We start from the raw sequence: 17713 nt of genomic DNA on the forward strand, positions 1-17713 counted from the left end.
GCGCAGGTCGACGGTGCCAGCTTCTTCCAGATCTTCCGCCGCATCATGCTGCCGAACTCGCTGCCGATCATCGTCGTCACCGTCATCTACCAGTTCACCAACATCTGGAACGACTTCCTGTTTGCCTCGGCCTATGCCGGCACGGGCGATTCCATGCCGATGACGGTGGCGCTGAACAACGTNGTCAACACCTCCACCGGTGTCGTCGAATACAACGTCAACATGGCGGCGGCGATGATCGCAGCGCTTCCGACCCTCCTCGTCTACATTCTCGCCGGCCGCTACTTCGTGCGTGGCCTGATGGCGGGCGCTGTCAAAGGATAATCCAATGGCTTTCCTCGAAATCTCAGGTCTCAAGAAGCGCTTCGGCTCGCTGGAGATCCTCAAGGGCATCAACCTTGACCTGGAAAAGGGCGGCTTCCTCGTGCTCGTCGGCCCGTCCGGCTGCGGCAAGTCGACCTTGCTCAACACCATTGCCGGCCTGGAATCGATCACCGAGGGCGACATTCGCGTCGATGGCCGCAGCATTGCCGACCTGCATCCGTCGAAGCGCGACATCGCCATGGTGTTCCAGAGCTACGCGCTCTACCCGAACATGACGGTGGCCGGAAACATCGCCTTCGGCATGGAGATGCGCGGCGTGCCGGTCGAGGAGCGCAACAAGGCGATCGACAAGGTCGCCAAGGTGCTGCAGATCGGCCACCTGCTCAATCGCAAGCCGAGCCAGCTGTCGGGCGGCCAGCGCCAGCGCGTCGCCATGGGCCGCGCCCTGGTGCGCGACCCGAAGCTGTTCCTGTTCGACGAACCGCTCTCCAACCTCGACGCCAAGCTGCGCGTCGACATGCGCATCGAGATCAAGCGGCTGCACCAGGCGACCGGCACGACGATCGTCTATGTGACCCACGACCAGATCGAGGCGATGACGCTGGCCACCAAGATCGCCGTCATGCGCGACGGCGAGGTGCAGCAGTTCGGCACGCCGGCCGAGATCTACAACAACCCGGCCAACATGTTCGTCGCCGACTTCATGGGCTCGCCGGCGATGAACCTCCTCGCGGGGACGATCGAGAAGGGGGCGTCCGGCCTGACCGTGTCGCTTTCGCGTCCGCAGGGCGAGCCGATCCGGCTGCCTGTCACGGCGGGCAACGGCGCGCTCGAAGCGCATACCGGCCGCGAGATCGTCTTCGGCATCCGCCCCGAGGCGCTGACCGATCCTGACGGTGCGGACCGCAACGCCAAGGCGCTGGCCGAAAGCGACTGCCTGATCGAGGTGGTGGAACCGGCCGGATCCGACACCTTCGCGGTCACCAAGCTCGGCGGCAAGGAGGTCGTGGCGCGGCTCAGGGCCGACGCCCGCATCCAGGCCGGCCAGCACGCCCGCCTCGCCTTCAACCTCGACAAGGCCGTGTTCTTCGATCCGCAAAGCCAAACCCGCATCGCTTAAACCAGGAGCCAGGATTCCAAACATGAACAGCTCTCCTGATATCGTCATCATCGGCTCGGGCGTGGGCGGCTCCACGGTCGCCGCCGGACTGGCGGCGACTGGCGCCGATATCCTGGTCCTCGAAGCGGGTGATTTCATCGCCGATCGTCCTGAGAACCGGGATCAACGCGCGATCTTTCAGTGCGGCCATTTTCGGCCGAAGGAAACCTGGTACGAAGCCGACGGCACCGGCTTCAATCCGGGCAACTACTACAATGTCGGCGGCAACTCGAAATTCTACGGCGCCGTGCTCTCGCGCTATCGCCGGGAGGATTTCGAGGAGATGCAACATGGGGAAGGGGTGTCGCCCGCGTGGCCGTTTCCCTACGAGGTTTTGGAACCTTGGTACAGCCGCGCGGAAAGTCTGTACGAGGTTCGGGGAAATCTGGGAGATGACCCGACAGAGCCCGTTCACTCGGGCAACTACGCTTACCCACCGGTTCCCGACGAACCGCCGATTGCCGATGTCAGGGCGCGGCTGAAGGCCAAGGGCCTGCATCCGTTCTCGCTGCCATTGGGAGTGGATATCGACGCCTGGCTGTCGAAGGCGAGAACGCCCTGGGACGCGCATCCCAATTCCCGCGATGGAAAGATGGACGCCGAGACGGCTGCCCTCCTCAAGGCTCTGGAGTATCCGAACGTCCGCCTTGAGACGAACGCGAAGGTCACGAAGCTCGAGGCGGGCGAGAATGGCAGGATCGAGCGCGTCTATTACCGCAAGAACGGTGAGGACCTTACCGTTGCTCCGAAGCTCGTCATTCTCTCGGCGGGCGCCGTTCAGTCCGCTGTCCTGCTGTTGCGCTCGGCCGATGCGCGTCACAAGAATGGGCTCGCGAATTCCTCCGATCAGGTCGGGCGGAACTTCATGAATCATAATTCCTCGGCCGTGATCGCGGTTTCGCCCACCTACCGAAACACGTCGATTTACCAGAAGACGTTCGGATTCAACGATTTCTATCTGTCCGATGGAAGCGGCGGCCCGCCGTTGGGGAACGTGCAGTTGCTGGGCAGGATTTCGGCGAAGGTACTGAAGGGGTCGCTGCCCTGGGCTCCGGAATGGCTGTTGCACACCATGACAAGCCACGCGATCGACTTCTATGCGATGAGCGAGGACGTGCCGAACCCGGAAAGCCGTGTGATGGTCGACGGCGACCGCATCGTGCTGCAGTGGCAGCGAACGAATTGGGACGCGCATCTCGCGCTTGTCGCGAAGCTGAAGGCGGTACTCAAGTCGATTGGATTCCCGATCGTCCTTTCAAAGCCCTTCGACAAGCGCACGCCGTCGCACCAGTGCGGCACCGTCAGGATCGGGAATGACCCGGCGAACGCGCCGCTCGACCCATACTGCCGCGCCTATGATCACCGGAACCTCTTCGTCGTGGACGCCAGCTTCCTGCCGACGTCGGCTGCGGTAAATCCCGCACTCACGGTGGCGAGCCAGGCGCTGCGCGTGGCCGACCATATCGCATCGCAGGATTTGCAAGTCGGCCCATTGTTCTCTCGCATCCAACAGGATTAGCAAAATGCGTTTCGACTACATCATCACGGGAGCTGGTCCGGCCGGATGCGTGCTTGCAAACCGGCTGAGCGAAGACCCGAACGTCAAGGTGCTGCTGCTTGAAGCCGGCGGCGGCGATTGGAACCCGCTGTTCCACATGCCGGCGGGCTTCGCGAAGATGACGAAGGGCGTCGCCAGTTGGGGCTGGGAGACGGTTCCGCAGAAACACATGAACGGCAGGGTGCTGCGCTACACGCAGGCGAAGGTGATCGGCGGCGGTTCGTCGATCAACGCCCAGCTCTACACCCGCGGCAATGCGGCCGACTATGATCTCTGGGCAAGCGAAGACGGTTGCGAAGGCTGGGACTATCGCGCGATACTCCCTTACTTCAAGCGCGCTGAAGACAATCAGCGCTTCTCGGACGACTATCATTCCTATGGTGGTCCGCTCGGCGTATCCATGCCGGCCGCACCTCTGCCCATTTGCGACGCGTATATCCGCGCGGGGCAGGAGCTTGGTATTCCCTACAACCCCGACTTCAACGGCCGCCAGCAGGCGGGTATCGGCTTCTACCAGGTTACGCAGCGCGACCATCGCCGCTCCTCGGCATCCATGGCCTACATCTCGCCGATCAAGAATCGCAAGAACCTAAAGGTGCGCACCGGCGCGCGCGTCTCGCGCATCGTCCTGGAAGGCAATCGTGCCGTCGGCGTCGAGATAGCAAGCGGAAACGGTCCGGAGGTCATTCGCGCCGAGCGTGAAGTGCTTGTTTCCTCGGGCGCGATCGGTTCGCCGAAGCTGCTTCTTCAGTCGGGCGTTGGTCCTGCCGACCACCTGCGTGCCGTAGGTGTAAAGGTGCTCCATGATCTTCCGGGCGTTGGCGGCAACCTGCAGGATCACCTCGATCTCTTCGTCATCTCCGAATGCACCGGAGACCACACATATGACGGCGTCGCGAAGCTGCACCGCACCCTGTGGGCCGGGATGGAGTACGTGCTCTTCCGCACGGGGCCGGTGGCTTCATCTCTCTTCGAAACTGGCGGTTTCTGGTACGCCGATCCGGACGCCCGTTCGCCCGACATCCAGTTCCACCTCGGCCTGGGATCCGGCATCGAGGCTGGGGTCGAGCGCCTGAGGAACGCGGGCGTCACGCTCAACTCCGCGTATCTCCACCCGAGATCGCGCGGCACGGTCCGCCTGTCTTCGTCCGATCCCGCAGCGGCACCGCTGATCGATCCGAACTACTGGTCGGACCCGCGCGACAAGAAGATGTCGCTCGAGGGCCTGAAGATCGCTCGCGAGATCATGCAGCAGGCGGCGCTCAAGCCCTACGTTCTGGCTGAACGTCTTCCCGGTCCGAAGATCATGACCGATGAGCAGCTCATCGAGTATGGCTGCGCGAATGCCAAGACCGACCACCATCCCGTCGGCACTTGCAAGATGGGGACAGGCCCGGACGCCGTCGTCGGCCTCGATCTCAGGGTCCATGGTCTCGAGGGGCTGCGCGTCTGCGATTCCTCGGTCATGCCAAGGATTCCCTCGTGCAACACCAACGCTCCGACCATCATGGTTGGCGAAAAGGGATCGGATCTCATCCGCGGCCTGCCACCGCTTCCATCGACGATCTTCTCGTACGAGCGCAACGATACGCGTCCGAGGGCTCGGGCCGGCGTTCGGTAGGACGGCAAAACACGTCACGCCTGCGCGACAACGCGGAACAGTTGAAACAGCAGTGACCGGTCATGAACGGACCGGCTTTCAGGGGAGTTTTCATAATGGCCGAAGTCAGGGTAGCCGTGCTGGGCGGCTCCGGCTGGATGGGCAAGGTTCATACCATGGCCTACCAGACGTTTCCTCATTTCCTGGGGGTGTCCGGCGGGACCGCGCGCGTGGTCGCCATCGTCGAGGCCAATCCGAAGGCTGCGGAAGATCTTGCCAGACGAGCTCCCGGCGCCAAGATCCTGCAGGACTGGAAGCAGGCGGTAACCGACCCGGACGTCGATCTCATCGACATCTGCCTGCCCGACAGCCTGCACTACGAGGTGGCCAAAGCCGCCCTGATCGCAGGCAAGCACGTCTACTGCGAGAAGCCGTTGGCAAACACCGCCGCTGAGGCTCGCGAACTTGCCGACATCGCCAGGGAAAAGGGCGTCATCACCCGCGTTGGCCATGCGTTTCCTCGTAACCCAGTCCATGACCTCGCCAAGGAGATCATCGAGGCGGGCGAGATCGGCGAGATCAAGATGTTCAAGGGCTGCCAGCATGTAGACATGTATGGCGATCCCATGACGCCCTTCATGTGGCGCGCCGACGGAAAGCTTGCTCCGACGGGCATCGTCGGCGACACCGGGTCGCACATCTTCAGCTTCATGGAGTTTCTCGTCGGCCGCGTCAGCTCGCTGATTGCCGACAACCTGATCGTCACTCCCAAACGCCCTGTTGTCGAGGGGCTTGCCTACGGCGAACAGGTCAAGCTCAAGGGCGACGAGACGTGGGCTGACATCACCAATCCCGATGCCACGAACCTCCTTTGCCGCTTCGAGAATGGCGCAGCCGGTATCGTCGACTTCAGTCGTGTCGCCACTGGCCGCAAGTTCATGCAGACCTACGAAATCTACGGAACCAAGGGCAGCATCGCCTACACCTATGATGAGGTGAATCGGCTCCGCTTCTACACGAACGACGACCGCACCGGCCGGAGCGGATTTCGCGAAATCGACGTAGGCCCGGAAAACTCAACCTTCAGGGCATTCCTGCCGCTTCCGAACTTCGCACTCGGCTACAACGAGAGCAAGATCATCGAAGCCGCCGAGGTGGTGAAATCGATTACTACCAAGACTCCCATGTGGCCGACGTTCGAGGACGGCCATCACATCTGCCAGATCGTCGACGCGTGCATGGAGTCTTCGCGCCTGAGGCGCTGGGTCGACATCCCGCTTGTTTGATCGCACGAAGATCCCAAGGACCAGTCCAATGACCATCGATGTCCCGCAGCACATCCTCGACGCCCTGACTGACGTCGACATGCCTCGGTTGGCGCAGGAAGCCGCACCCTCGGAGACCATTCGGCTCGCGGGTATCGACGTGCCTGTCTACAGGGCGGGATGCGTCGTCGTTGGATCGGGGGCAGCGGGACTGCGGGCCGCCGTGGAGCTCAATCGCCGTGGAGACGACGTCGCAATCATGAGCCAAAGTGCATGGGGTGGGACCTCAGCCTGTTCCGGATCGGACAAGCAGACGCTCCATACGGCGAATACCGCGGATCAGGGCGACAATTACAAGGCGATGGCACGGGCGATCCGGGCCGGCGGCGCGATGGACGAGGACACGGCCTATGTCGAGGCCGTCGGATCGGGCCGAATGATGGCGTCCCTGCAGTTCCTTGGACTGCCGCTGCCGCAGGAGCCGCTCGGTGGCACCCTCCGCTATCAAACCGACCACGACGAAGTGGGAAGGGCAACGAGCTGCGGTCCGCGCACCTCGAGGCTCATGGTCAAGGTTCTGGCCGAGGAAGCCATCCGGCTCGACATCCCGTTCTATAACCATACGACCGCCGTCAAGATCCTGACGGAAGGCGAGCAGGGAAGCCGGCGGGTGGTCGGCGTTCTCGCCGTTCGGGCAAACGACCGGACCGAGACCAATCCGCTCGGCGTCGCGTTGTTCGCCACGGAGGTGATCGTCCTTGCCGCGGGCGGACCGGGCGAGCTCTACCGCGACAGCGTCTATCCGAACGGCTGTTTCGGTTCGCTTGGGCTGGCGCTCGAGGCAGGCGTCGACCTGGTGAACCTGACCGAGAGCCAGTTCGGCATTGGAACGCGCCGGGAAGGCTTTCCCTGGAACCTGTCTGGGACGTACGTCCAGGCCATACCGCACATCTATTCCGTCGATGCCGAGGGCACAGAGCATCACTTCCTCGCCGAATACTACCGGACCACGCAGGAACTGGCGTCGAACGTCTTCCGCAAGGGATACCAGTGGCCGTTCCACTCCACGAGGATGCTCGACTTCGGTTCGAGCCTCGTCGACCTCGCGATCTATCGCGAAACTGCGGCCGGTCGGCGCGTGTTCATGGACTTCAATCGGAACCCGCTCCCGGTGCCAGGCGACCTGCCTTTCGATCTCGAGCGCCTCGATGACGTTGTGAAGCGCTATCTTGGGAATGCGGCGGCGACCCAGGATCTGCCGATCCATCGTCTTCGCCATATGAACCCGCTCGCGATCGAACTTTATCGCCGCTACAAGGTCGATATTGCTGCAGCCCCGCTGGAGTTTGCCGTCAACAACCAGCACATGAATGGCGGCATCATGGTTGACACCTGGGGGCGCAGCAGTCTCGCGGGGTGCTACGCGGTCGGCGAGGCGGCGGGTACGCACGGAGTGACGAGACCAGGAGGCGCGGCCTTGAATGCGGGGCAGGTCTTTGGGACGCGCGTTGCCGAGCATATCGGCGCAAGTGGCAGGGCTAAGAAGGCTCTCTCGAGCGACCTGCGGGTTGTCGCAGGCGCCGGCATCTTCGAGCTGCTGGGGATGCTGAAGGGCGACAGGCCGCTGGCCGCAAAGGCAATCCGTACGGAAGTTCAGGCGCGGATGAGCGACAAGGCTGGCCTGATCTGCGACGGCGAAAGCGTGGCCTCGGCCTTGGTCGAGGCGCGGCGGCTCAATGCCGAAATTCGGGCCAAGGGCATTGCCTACGAGCGCGCTGCCGAGGCAGGGCGGGCACTTCAATGGCGGCAGATGGCGCTCGCCTCGGAAGCCGTGTTGGCCGCGTTGGATTATTTCATTCGAAACGGCGGCGGGAGCCGTGGTGCGCGCGCGATATGCGATACTACGGGAGAGTCGCTTCCGCTTTCCAATGCCGGCCCGCTGGAGGAGTTTCGCTTCCGGAAAGAGCGCGACGCCCATCGCGAGGAGCAGATCGTCGTCCGACTGGAAGGCGACGCGATGCGGATAGCCACTCGCCCAAACCGCAAGTTCGACGAGGGTGCCAAGTCGTTTTTCGAGCGCGACTGGCCGGCATGGCTGACGGGCCGCATCTACGACCTCGACACGGTTTGAGGAGAGCCCGGCGTTTGATGGCACAGGCTGCGATCAGGCTATTGCGTCCGAACAGCCGCCTAGGTGACTGGAACATTGATGTGAGCAATGGCGAGACCGATCACAATCGATACGATGCCATCCTAACTTCCTCGGGATATCCGGAGGAAAGTTTAGACCACGCCAACGATTTTATGACACTATCGAATCGATCCCGACACCTCCGAACGAAGGCTCAATCAAGTGTACCGAGTACCCAGAAAAAATAATGGCGCAGACGGTGCGCCCGGCCACGAAGCCGGCGCCGGCGCCAATGCGTCGATCGTGGCCTGATCGGAGAGCTTGATGTCAGAAATTCGAAAGACCATCGTGGTTGCCGTTTCCGAGAACGGCATCATCGGGCGGGACGGGGACATGCCATGGCGGCTATCCACGGATCTCAAGCGGTTCAAGGCTCTAACGCTCGGTAAGTCCGTCATCATGGGCCGGAAGACTTATGAATCGATCGGAAAACCGTTGCCGGGGCGGGCCAATGTCGTGATCTCCCGACAGGCCGCTGCAATAGACCATCCGGATGTGCGTATGGCCCGATCCCTGACCGAAGCCATCGGTCTTGCCGAGGACATTGCGAAACGGAGCGGCGAGGACGAAATCTGCATCATCGGCGGTGGGCAGATCTATACGCAGGCGCTCGATCTCGCCGATCGATTGTGCGTGACGCATGTCGAAACATCCGTTGACGGTGACACGTCGTTTCCCACGATTGACCCCACGCTTTGGAGGGCGACGGAGACGATTGAGGTGCCGGCAGGCGACAAGGATAGCTATCCCACGAAATTCGTGGTCTACGACAGGCGCTAAGCGCTGAAAACCAACTATTTTCCAATAAATATTGCCAAGTTCCTCATGCTGCGTTGAAAGCAGATGCGGCGATACCTATAACGGTCACGACTGCCTACGTCCGCCGCCCCCGTGGAGTAGGCGGTCGTGAGTTTAACGAATAACGAGGTTTTGATGCCCTGGAGCAATCAGAATGGCGGCGGCGGCCCTTGGGGCGGTGGCGGCGGTAACAATCAGGGACCATGGGGGCAAGGGCCTAATCGCCCGCGCGGTGGCGGCGGTGGCAAGGGCGGGCCGCCTGATCTCGAAGACATCATCAGGCGCGGCCAGGATCAGCTTCGTAACATAGTGCCCGGCGGGTTGAACGGTGGCGTCCTCGTCATTGCGGCGGCGATTCTTGTGGTGTTCTGGCTCTTCCAGTGCATCTACATCGTCCAGCCGGACGAGCGCGGCGTCGAATTGCGTTTCGGTCGTCCCAAGGAAGAGATTTCCACGCCTGGCCTGCACTTCCACCTGTGGCCGATGGAGACCGTCGAGATCGTCAAGGTGACGATGCAGCAGCAGAACATCGGCGCGGCATCGACGTCCGCCTCTTCGTCAAGCGGGCTGATGCTTTCCGGCGACCAGAACATCCTGAACGTCCAGTTCTCCGTGTTCTTCACGGTTAGCGATCCGAAGGCCTATCTCTTCAACGTCGAGAATCCGGCCGAGACCCTCCAGCAGGTCGCTGAGAGCGCCATGCGCGAAGTCGTTGGTCGCCGTCCGGCCCAGGACGCGTTCCGTGACAATCGTCAGCCGATCGAGACCGAAGTCGCCAACATCGTCCAGGGGACGATGGACCGTTACCGGGCTGGTATCTCCATCGGTGCCGTGACGATCCAGGACGTGGCGCCGCCACGCGAAGTTGCCGATGCCTTCGAAGAAGTGCAGCGCGCCGACCAGGACAAGCAGCGGCTCGTCGAAGAGGCCAATCAATACGCCAACCAGAAGCTCGGTCAGGCGCGCGGTGACGCGGCCCAGATCCGCGAAGCGGCAGCGGCCTACAAGGACCGCGTCGTCAAGGAGGCCGAAGGTGAGGCCCAGCGCTTCTCGTTCATTAACGAACAGTACGCGAAGGCGCCGGACGTAACCCGGACACGCCTTTTCCTCGAAACGATGGAGCAGGTTCTGAAGAACTCCAAGAAGGTCGTGATCGATGAGAAGCAGGGGGTTGTGCCCTATCTGCCGCTCAACGAGATCGGCAAACCGGCACAGCAGGGAGGTTGAGCCATGACATCGAACAGGCTTCCTCTCATCCTAGGCCTTCTCGCCGTCGTCTTGATCGCGCTCTATTCGTCGGTCTTCGTTGTGAACGCGCGCGAGCAGGCAATCGTGGTCCGCTTCGGTCAGATCCAGTCGGTGAAGACCGAGCCGGGCATATACTTCAAGCTGCCATTCGCCTTCATGGATGCCGATCGCGTCCAGATCGTCGAAAGGCAGGCCCTTCGCTTCGACCTTGACAACATTCGTGTCCAGGTTCGCGGTGGTGCGACCTTCGATGTCGATGCTTTCGTGGTCTATGACATCAGGGACGTGCGCAAGTTTCGCGAAACCGTGTCGGGCGATCGCGAGGCCGCGGAGGCGCGCCTTCGCACGCAGCTCGATTCCTCACTTCGCCGTGTCTACGGTCTGCGCGACTTCGATGCCGCGCTGTCGGAAGAGCGCGTGGCAATGATGCTCGAGGTGCGCGACGATCTGCATCGCGATGCCGAGGACCTGGGCCTCAACATTCAGGACGTTCGCATCCGCCGTACGGATCTGACGCGCGAAGTTGCGCCGAAGACCTATGACCGCATGCGCGCCGAGCGCCTTGCCGAAGCTGAACTCCTGCGCGCGCAGGGTACGGAAGAGGGCCAGCGTCGCCGGGCTATCGCAGACAGGCAGGTCGTTGAGATCACTGCCGAGGCGCAGCGCGATTCCGAGATCCTCCGCGGTCAAGGTGACGCCGAGCGCAACAGGTTGTTTGCGGATGCCTTCAGCAAGGATCCGGCATTCTTCGAGTTCTATCGTTCTATGGCCGCTTATTCCACGGCACTGACGTCGCAGGACACCACGCTGGTGATCTCTCCGAACTCGCAGTTCTTCCGCTTCTTCAACGACGCAAGCGGTGCGCCAAGAAACGCGCCACCGCCGGCGATGCCGACTGCACCGACGAACTGATCGGGGCATCGGAACCTGGAAAACCAAGTGCGGGCCGGCAGTTTTGCCGGCCCTTTTTTATGTTGCGATTGGATGGCGGCGGCGCCGCGAATAGATTGCACGGGATTTCGCGAAAAGGTGATTTCGCCCTCCATCATTCCGCCGTATGCTGGTGCTCAGAGTGCGTTTTATTTGAAATGAGGATGCTTGATGGCCCCGACGACCCGCCCGACCTTCAGACGATCGCTCGCTCTCCTGGCCGGCGCCGCACTTCTGGTTAATGTTGGTTTCACCGGCTCGGTGCAAGCTCAGGGCACCACACCGCCGCTGAACGGTCCGGCATCCGTTGCCGATCTCGCCGAAGGGCTTCTCAATGCCGTCGTGAACATTTCGACATCGCAGAATGTCAAGGACGATGAGGGCGTCGGCCCGGCGCCGCGCGCGCCCGACGGTTCACCGTTCCAGGAGTTCTTCAACGACTTCTTCAACAAGCAGAAGGGCAACAAGGGCGGCAACCACAACGTCAATTCGCTGGGTTCCGGCTTCGTCATCGATCCGCAAGGCTACATCGTCACGAACAACCACGTGATCGAGGGAGCAGACGACATCGAGGTCAATTTCGCCGACGGCACCAAGCTGAAGGCGAAGCTGATCGGGACCGATACGAAGACTGACCTTTCGGTTCTCAAGGTTGAGCCGAAGGCACCGCTGACGGCCGTCAAGTTCGGCGATTCCAGCGTGATGCGGATCGGCGACTGGGTCATGGCGATCGGCAATCCGTTCGGCTTCGGCGGATCGGTAACCGTGGGTATTATTTCGGGGCGTGGACGCAACATCAACGCCGGCCCCTACGACAATTTCATCCAGACGGATGCGGCGATCAACAAGGGCAATTCCGGCGGTCCGCTCTTCAACATGAAGGGCGAGGTCATCGGCATCAACACGGCGATCATTTCTCCGAGCGGCGGATCGATCGGTATCGGCTTCTCGGTGCCGTCGGAATTGGCTGCTGGCGTCGTCGAGCAGTTGCGCGAATTCGGCGAGACCCGCCGCGGCTGGCTCGGTGTGCGCATCCAGCCGGTGACCGACGATGTTGCCGATAGCCTCGGTCTCTCGAGCGCCAAGGGTGCGCTGGTTGCCGGCGTCATCAAGGGCGGGCCGGTCGATGACGGTTCGATCAAGGCGGGCGATGTCATCCTGAAATTCGACGGTAAACCGGTCAACGAGATGCGTGATCTGCCGCGCGTCGTGGCGGAAAGCCCTGTCGGTAAGGAAGTCGACGTCGTCGTTCTTCGCGATGGCAAGGAGCAGACCGTGAAGGTGAAGCTCGGTCGGCTTGAGGACAGCGATCAGGCTGCCTCCAACGATGCCGATCCGAACAAGGGTGGCATCATCAATCCGGATCCTGATGAGAACCAGGATATGGACGAGCCCGATGATCAGCAGAGCCAGCCGATGCCGGATGCCAAGGGCAAGGCGGATCAGGCAACGCCTGATGCAACGAACCCCAAGAACGTGCTCGGCCTCTCGCTTTCGCAGCTCAGCGCCGAGACGCGCAAGACCTTCGGGATCGCGGAAAGCGTTGACGGGGTGCTGGTTGCCGAGGTCGCGCCCGGCTCGCTGGCGGCGGAGAAGGGCCTGAAACCCGGCGATGTAATCGTTGAGGTGGCGCAGGAGTTCATGCGCTCGCCCGAGGCGGTTGCCGCGAAAGTGCAGTCGCTTAAGCAGGAAGGCCGGCGCAACGCACAGATGATGATCGCGTCGTCGAACGGTGACTTGCGCTTCGTCGCAGTGCCGATGGAATAGCAGGACACAGCGCGGCCATCTTTTCACAAACTGCTGAGTGGTGCCTTCGCCGATGATCACAGTCGGCGCCGGGTCTTTCCGGGGTTTCCGTCGCGCACGACAATTGGCGTCAGCCGATTCCACGCTTCCATTGCTCACGGCTGATTGCATAAAGAACGTGGCGTTTCAGCTGCGGATGCGTGTCGGGAACCCTTGGATGGTCGAAATCGCGGGCGGGTTCGTGATGCAGGCCAAGTCGGCGCATGACGGCGGTGGAGCGATGATTGTCCGCCACCGCGAAAGAGACGATTTCGGGAGGATCGAACTCGGTGAAGCCACGCCGAAGGGCTGCCGCTCCCGCTTCCGTCGCATAGCCCTTGCCCCAATGTCTCTTCGCTAGACGCCAGCCCACCTCGATGGTGCCTGCCGGCAGGAAAGGCTCGAGTTCGGGTCGCCAGAGGCCGCAAAAGCCGATCGGCTCGTTGGTTTCCTTCAGAGCCGCTGCATAGAAGCCAAGACCTGTTTCGGCGATGGCATCGCGGATCGTATCCAGCATCGAATCTGCCTCGGTGCGGTCGCGACGGACGGCGAAGAATTCCATCACCTCGGGATCGGAATTGATCTCGTGGAAAAGCGGCCGATCCTCGTCAGTCCAATTGCGCAGAAGCAGGCGATCGGTCGTTAGGATCACTGTCATGGCGTTACGAAATCGGTCTTGCGGTAGCCCTGGATATAGAGGAGAGCGCTAAGGTCGCCGTGATTGATCTGTATTTTCGCCTGTGCGGCGACGGTCGGCTTGGCGTGCAGCGCGACGCCGGATCCGGCGAGTTGAAGCATGCCGAGATCGTTTGCACCGTCGCCGACGGCAAGGGCGTCCTTCGGTGAAATTCCCAGCTTTTCTGAAATGTCGTTCAGCGCATCGACCTTGGCTTGCTTGCCGAGGATAGGTTCGGCGACGTAGCCGGTGAGAACGCCGTTGTCTTCCAGAAGAACGTTCGCCCGGTTTTCATCGAAGCCGAGCGTCTTTGCGATGGGACCGGTGAAGACGGTAAAGCCGCCGGAGACCAGCGCCGTATAATGCCCCTTGGATTTCATGGTGGCGATCAGTCCGCGGCCACCTGGGGTCAGTGTGATGCGCTTGGCAATGACTTCATCCACGACCGATATCGGCAATCCCTTCAAGAGGGCGACACGCTCGCGAAGGGCAGGCTCGAAGGCAATCTCACCATTCATGGCTCGAGCGGTAATCGCGGCGACCCTTTCCTTCAGGCCGACTTCGGCGGCGAGTTCGTCGATGCATTCCTGGCCGATCATGGTGGAGTCCATATCGGCGATCAGCAGTCTCTTGCGGCGCGTCTCTGCGTCCTGGATGACAAGGTCGATCGCAGCGCTGCCGATGACGGCGAGAATGTTGGCGCGGGCGGCTTCCACGTCCGTCCCATCTCTCAGCGTGATATCGCAGGCAACGCCATCGGCAAGCCAGTATAGGCCGGAAGCATTCACGGCGTCGGATGCCTGCTCGGCAATGACAGGCGTGAGAACAGGATTTGACGGATTGGCAACAAGCGTGGCAACGAGAGCCATGATGGAAAACCTTCTAAGCGCAGTGAACGCGATCCTGATAACCGGGCCGACCGCCAGCGGCAAGTCCGCCTTGGCCGTCGAGTTTGCGAAACAGCATAATGGCGTCGTCATCAACGCCGACAGCATGCAGGTCTACGACACGCTTTGCGTGCTGACCGCGCGACCCTCGGACGAGGATATGCAAGGCGTGCCGCATTACCTCTACGGTCACGTCCCGGCGAAGCTGGCCTATTCGACGGGCGCTTGGCTGCGGGATGTCACCGAGCTTTTGCCGCGCCTTCATGCCGACGGGCGCAAACCAATCTTCGTGGGCGGAACGGGCCTCTACTTCAAGGCGCTGACCGGTGGGCTTTCGGATATGCCTGCAATACCGGAGGAGGTGCGAAACCGCCTTCGTTCGCGCTTGCAGGAGGAAGGACGCGACGAACTCTATCGGCAGCTGCGGGAGCGCGATCCATTGGTCGCCGAAAGTCTGCGCCCACAGGATGGGCAGCGGATCGTAAGAGCGCTGGAGGTCCTCGAGGCGACGGGTCGATCGATTGCCGATTTCCAGGCGCAGACCGGCCCTGTGATCGTCGATCCTTCGACTTCTCGCAAGATCGTCGTCGCACCTGATCGGGCCATCCTTCACCAGCGGATCAACGGTCGGTTCGAGAAGATGTTGGAGCAGGGGGCTGAGGACGAGGTGAAGACCCTGCTTTCGCTTTCGCTGCCGCCCGATATGCCGGTCATGAAGGCCATCGGCGTTTCGCAGATTGCGGCGATGTTGAGAGGCGAGCTTAGCCGCGACGAAGTGCTGGAGCGGGGGGCTGCGGCGACGCGGCAATACGCCAAGCGACAGATGACCTGGTTTCGCAACCAGATGGACGAAAGCTGGGAGCGCCTCCCGTAGAACCGCTCGGAGGTCGGCTATTCCTTGTTGTTCAGGCTGCTGAGCGGCTTTTTCAGGATGCTGTCACGAAGAGACACGCCAGGTTCCCGGCGGATGCCGCCCGTGGCAGTTGGTCTGTCACCTGGTCCGGAGGAAGGCTCTCCGCGCATTTCGCGCCTCAGGGCTTCGAGGCGGCTGTCGATAGATGTTTCCGATGCTGCGAGTGGTGCGGGCGACGCGGCGGCCGCAGCCTCGCGCGCAGAGCCCGCCCCCGGCAGCATATCGCGGCGATAGGGTTCGATCGGGGCCAGTGGCGGTGTTGTCGCTATGTTGGCCGACGGGTAGGAAGGGGCCGCTACCAATTCGTCGAAGTCGTCACCAAAGCTGTCTTCGTCTTCGTAGGTACCGCTGGGAGAGATGGCGGCCGAATAGCTTTGCTGGAATGCCGAGATGTCGGGACCGGCGACGGCACGCATGCGTGTCACGATCTTGCGCAGGTCGACGTTATCAGGATCCTCCTCGCTGACCTTGACGCTGGCGCCGTTCGCCTTGGGCAGGTACTGCACATCGACGCGCGAGAAGCGCATGCGCATCGGCACGCTGATGGCCTCGCCGAAGGCGATCGCTTCGCCGTTTCCGATCGAGGAGATGAAACTGGTCGTCGAGATCGACGAATTCGGGATGGCCGAGCGAATGATCTCCTGGTCCCGGTCATTGGCAAGGCGCATCGCAAAGAGGGTCGAGCACTGCGACAGGATCGTCTGGTCGAGTTCGCCGGGGCGCTGCGTGATGATCCCGAGCGATACGCCGTACTTGCGGCCTTCCTTGGCGATGCGGGCGATGGCCTGTCTTGTCGGGAAGAAGCCGAGATTCGGGTCGGACGGAATGTAACGGTGTGCCTCTTCGCAGACGACGAGCATGTGGATGGCGCCGTCGCTCCACAGCGCGATTTCGAAGGCCATACGGCAGAGGACCGAGGCAACCGAGTTCACGACTTCAGACGGGATGCCCGATAGCTGGAAGGTGCAGATCGGCCTGCTATCGCCGGGGATACGGAATATTTCCGCCACCGTCTCCATGATGGTGTCGCTGATCGTATTGCTTGAGAACATGAAGTGGTAGCGCGGATCGTTGATGGCGGCGACGATGCGCATCTTCAGCGATCTGAGTAGAGGCTTTTCGTCGCGACCCTCGAGCCTGCCGATGCGCTCGTCGATCAGCGCAAGCAGATCGGCCATGCGATAGGGAACAGGTGTATCAGCGGTAATCGAGCTTTTCTCGGTGGTGCGCCGCACGATCGAGTTGTCGCTGCCGCGAAAGCCGCGCTTGGCCTCCGGCAACAAGTCGCGCAGAATATCGACTTCCTCGGGGATGGGTGTTCGACCCCGGAAGACGACTTCCGCGAACTCTTCCAGTTTCATCAGCCAGAAGGGCAGATCGAGCGTGTCGGTGTCGATAACCACCGAATGTTTTGGGAAAGCGGCCGCGAATTCGTTGTGCGGGTCCAAGATCAGGACACGGAGCTTCGGGTCTGCCTCGATTGCCTTGTGCAGGAGCAGAGAGACGGCCGTCGACTTGCCGACGCCGGTCGATCCGACAATGGCGAAGTGCTTGGACAGCATCGAAGGAATATGAATCGCGGCATCGATGCTCTCGTCCTGAGTGAGCTTGCCGATGACCGCCGTCGTTCCGCTGCCGGCATCGTAGATCCGCATCAGGTCGCTCGCGCGAATGCGGTGGGCGATGGCGCCAAGATAGGGATAGCGCGAAATGCCGGTCGAGAACTGCTCGCGACCGTCCTCGTCGACGCGAACTTCGCCGAGCAACTCGGTCTCGATCTGGAAGTGGTTGTCTTTTCCTTCACCCCAGCTGTGACTGTCGGTGTTCATGGAGTAGACGATGGCGACCACACGATTTCGGCCAACGCTGATCGAAATCAGCTTTCCGACCGACCACAGTTCGGCAAGCTCCGTGCCCCCAGCTTCGGCGACGGCGGCGATGGTTGCGCGAGACCCGCTGCACGCAACAACGCGGCCGAGAAACCGGTTGCCCGGGGTCTGGTCATCGCGGCGGTCATGCTCGCCTGCCTTGCCTGACGTGTGCAAGTCCTTGTTCAGCAAAGGGCTACTCCCTGCGATAGTAAAGGAGGATATGAGCGAACGTTTAAGAAAGTCTTTTTGCGATAGGTGATCATTCCGGCACACGTTCGGCTGGTGCGATCGGGCTCGATTTTTTATTGCGGCATGCGTTGACGATGCGAAATTTTCTGTCTATCACTTCGCCCCATGAAAATCGCAGTAGCTCTTATCGTGGTGGGAAAGCGCATGGGCAGGATGGTGTAACCATCCGGCGATAGCCACCCATGCGCTAGATGACAGGCTCCCTCAGGGGCCTTTTTTTATGCCCGAAATTCGGGCTTCCGGACCACAGAACTCAAAT

General features: G+C 61.6%; 14 protein-coding genes. 11 read left to right on the plus strand and 3 right to left on the minus strand.

Annotated elements, in window-relative coordinates; translation table 11 throughout:
• The 10 genes from AF71_RS25235 to AF71_RS25280 form a co-directional block, all read left to right on the plus strand.
• A partial coding sequence (locus AF71_RS25235) for a carbohydrate ABC transporter permease (protein WP_169680144.1) occupies nucleotides 1–324 on the plus strand: 324 nt, incomplete at its 5' end.
• Nucleotides 325–328: 4 nt separating this feature from the next.
• Entirely contained in the window at nucleotides 329–1444 is a 1116-nt protein-coding gene (locus AF71_RS25240) for an ABC transporter ATP-binding protein (protein WP_025660749.1), read from the plus strand.
• Nucleotides 1445–1466: 22 nt separating this feature from the next.
• Nucleotides 1467–3002 carry a GMC family oxidoreductase gene (locus AF71_RS25245; protein WP_029792364.1) on the plus strand — a complete coding sequence of 512 codons (1536 nt, stop codon included), beginning with the start codon at nucleotides 1467–1469 and terminating at the stop codon, nucleotides 3000–3002.
• A 4-nt stretch (nucleotides 3003–3006) separates the two neighbouring features.
• On the plus strand, nucleotides 3007–4662 hold the full coding sequence (locus AF71_RS25250) for a GMC family oxidoreductase N-terminal domain-containing protein (RefSeq protein WP_169683743.1): 1656 nt from the start codon (nucleotides 3007–3009) through the stop codon (nucleotides 4660–4662).
• A gap of 95 nt (nucleotides 4663–4757) precedes the next feature.
• Nucleotides 4758–5927: a Gfo/Idh/MocA family oxidoreductase gene (locus AF71_RS25255; RefSeq protein ID WP_018858683.1), complete on the plus strand. Its 1170-nt coding sequence runs from the start codon at nucleotides 4758–4760 to the stop codon at nucleotides 5925–5927.
• Nucleotides 5928–5955: 28 nt separating this feature from the next.
• Nucleotides 5956–8037, plus strand: coding sequence for an FAD-binding protein (locus AF71_RS25260; protein WP_018858682.1), 2082 nt, complete (start codon nucleotides 5956–5958; stop codon nucleotides 8035–8037).
• A 324-nt stretch (nucleotides 8038–8361) separates the two neighbouring features.
• A complete protein-coding gene (locus tag AF71_RS25265) occupies nucleotides 8362–8877 on the plus strand; it encodes a dihydrofolate reductase (RefSeq protein WP_029792761.1) in 516 nt (171 codons plus the stop codon).
• A 153-nt stretch (nucleotides 8878–9030) separates the two neighbouring features.
• Nucleotides 9031–10122: an FtsH protease activity modulator HflK gene (hflK, locus tag AF71_RS25270; RefSeq protein ID WP_018858680.1), complete on the plus strand. Its 1092-nt coding sequence runs from the start codon at nucleotides 9031–9033 to the stop codon at nucleotides 10120–10122.
• A gap of 3 nt (nucleotides 10123–10125) precedes the next feature.
• Nucleotides 10126–11055, plus strand: coding sequence for a protease modulator HflC (locus AF71_RS25275; RefSeq protein WP_018858679.1), 930 nt, complete (start codon nucleotides 10126–10128; stop codon nucleotides 11053–11055).
• Nucleotides 11056–11244: 189 nt separating this feature from the next.
• Nucleotides 11245–12840, plus strand: a complete 1596-nt coding sequence (locus tag AF71_RS25280; protein ID WP_018858678.1) for a DegQ family serine endoprotease — start codon at nucleotides 11245–11247, stop codon at nucleotides 12838–12840.
• Between the two features lie 109 nt (nucleotides 12841–12949).
• Here AF71_RS25280 and AF71_RS25285 read toward each other — a convergent pair whose 3' ends face one another.
• Nucleotides 12950–13516 (minus strand): GNAT family N-acetyltransferase, encoded by a 567-nt coding sequence (locus AF71_RS25285; RefSeq protein WP_018858677.1) that lies wholly within the window; start codon nucleotides 13514–13516, stop codon nucleotides 12950–12952.
• A complete protein-coding gene (gene serB / locus AF71_RS25290; RefSeq protein ID WP_169683744.1) occupies nucleotides 13513–14403 on the minus strand; it encodes a phosphoserine phosphatase SerB in 891 nt (296 codons plus the stop codon). The genes AF71_RS25285 and serB overlap by 4 nt, the downstream gene beginning before the upstream one ends.
• Here serB and miaA point away from each other — a divergent pair.
• The gene (gene miaA / locus AF71_RS25295) at nucleotides 14402–15295 is read left to right on the plus strand and encodes a tRNA (adenosine(37)-N6)-dimethylallyltransferase MiaA (protein ID WP_169683758.1); all 894 of its coding nucleotides are present in this window, start codon (nucleotides 14402–14404) and stop codon (nucleotides 15293–15295) included. The genes serB and miaA overlap by 2 nt on opposite strands.
• A 17-nt stretch (nucleotides 15296–15312) precedes the next feature.
• On the opposite strand, the gene AF71_RS25300 is transcribed toward miaA, so the two are convergent.
• Entirely contained in the window at nucleotides 15313–17394 is a 2082-nt protein-coding gene (locus AF71_RS25300; protein ID WP_169683745.1) for an ATP-binding protein, read from the minus strand.
• Nucleotides 17395–17713: the final 319 nt, after the last annotated feature.

The sequence above is a fragment of the Rhizobium sp. 57MFTsu3.2 genome (genome assembly GCF_012932765.1).
Taxonomy (GTDB): domain Bacteria; phylum Pseudomonadota; class Alphaproteobacteria; order Rhizobiales; family Rhizobiaceae; genus Rhizobium; species Rhizobium altiplani.